This is a genomic window from Morganella psychrotolerans, assembly GCF_965118875.1.
Classification (GTDB): domain Bacteria; phylum Pseudomonadota; class Gammaproteobacteria; order Enterobacterales; family Enterobacteriaceae; genus Morganella; species Morganella psychrotolerans_C.
This window is the reverse complement of the sequence record NZ_CBCPJD010000047.1, coordinates 1-1473: the sequence shown is the minus strand read 5'-3', so window position 1 is coordinate 1473 and position 1473 is coordinate 1. Positions and strand designations below refer to the sequence as shown.

General features: G+C 50.3%; 2 protein-coding genes. Both read left to right on the top strand.

Going from position 1 to position 1473, the window contains the following annotated elements:
* On the top strand, positions 1-400 hold a 400-nt coding region (locus ACMHKJ_RS19215; protein ID WP_413496436.1), incomplete at its 5' end, for a phage terminase small subunit P27 family.
* A partial coding sequence (locus tag ACMHKJ_RS19210) for a terminase large subunit (RefSeq protein WP_413496434.1) occupies positions 397-1473 on the top strand: 1077 nt, incomplete at its 3' end. The genes ACMHKJ_RS19215 and ACMHKJ_RS19210, both read left to right, overlap by 4 nt.

The following is a 1473-nucleotide window of genomic DNA, read 5'->3' as shown; positions in this document are numbered from 1 at the left end:
CGAGCCTGTTTTTACTCCGCTGAAAGGTGTGGCTCCGCCGGATTGGTTTGTGGAAAACGACATGGCTCTCGCGATAGTGATGTGGGAGATGACCGTTAAAGAATTATGCGGGCAGGGAATTATCTGCCTCACCGACCTGGCTGTTCTTGAGCGCTGGTGTGTTGCCTATCAACTTTGGCGGAATCTGGTGATTGCTATCATTAAGGACGGAACCAGGCTGACTGGCGCGACAGGCGGTCCGATAAAAAACCCTGACCTTACTGCGAAAAAAGAGCAGGAAAGCGAAATGGATCGCACCGGTGCCATGCTGGGTCTTGATCCCGGAAGCCGTCAGCGGCTGATTGGTATGGCAGGTCAGAAAAAACAGGAAAACCCGTTTCTGAGGATAATTACATCATGAGTCGCAAAGCTTACCCGAACGTCAATGCGGCCAATCAGTATGCCCGCGAAGTTGTTCGCGGAAAGATTGTGGTCTGTCAGTATGTAAAAGATGCCTGCCAACGTCATATTGACGATCTTGGCGAAGAAAAGGGGCGTAAATTCCGGTACCGGTTCGATAAAGATTCAGCTGAAAAGGCAGCACGGTTCATTCAGTTGCTGCCGCACACCAAAGGAGAGTGGGCATTTAAACGGATGCCGATCACCCTGGAGCCGTGGCAATTATTTATTGTCTGCTCTGCGTTTGGATGGGTGCATAAAGGCAGTAAATTACGCCGGTTCCGTGAGGTATACACCGAGATCCCCCGCAAAAATGGTAAATCAGCTATCTCTGCCGGAGTCGCCCTTTACTGTTTTACCTGTGATAACGAGTTTGGCGCTGAAGTGTATTCCGGTGCAACCACAGAAAAACAGGCATGGGAAGTTTTCCGCCCGGCAAAACTGATGTGCAAGCGCACTCCGTTGCTGATTGATGCATTTGGTATTGAAGTTAACGCAAAGAACATGAACCGCCCGGAAGACGGCGCGCGGTTTGAACCGCTGATCGGGGATCCCGGTGACGGACAATCGCCACACTGCGCTATTGTTGATGAGTATCACGAACACGATACAGATTCACTGTATACAACCATGATTACCGGGATGGGCGCCCGCCGCCAGCCACTGATGTGGGCTATCACGACCGCCGGATATAACATTGAAGGTCCGTGTTATGACAAGCGGCGAGAAGTGATTGAAATGCTCAACGGCACGGTACCGAATCCGGAGTTATTCGGCATTATTTATACCGTCGATGAAGGTGACGACTGGACAGATCCGGCGACATTGCGCAAAGCAAACCCGAATATGGGGGTTTCTGTCTACAGTGATTTCCTGATCAGCCAGCAGAACAGAGCAAAAAACAACCCCAGAATGACGGGGATATTCAAAACCAAGCACCTGAATATCTGGGTTTCAGCTAAATCTGCATTCTTTAACATGGTGTCATGGCGCGAATGCGAGGATAAATCGCTTACTTTGAGCGCATTTGAGGGA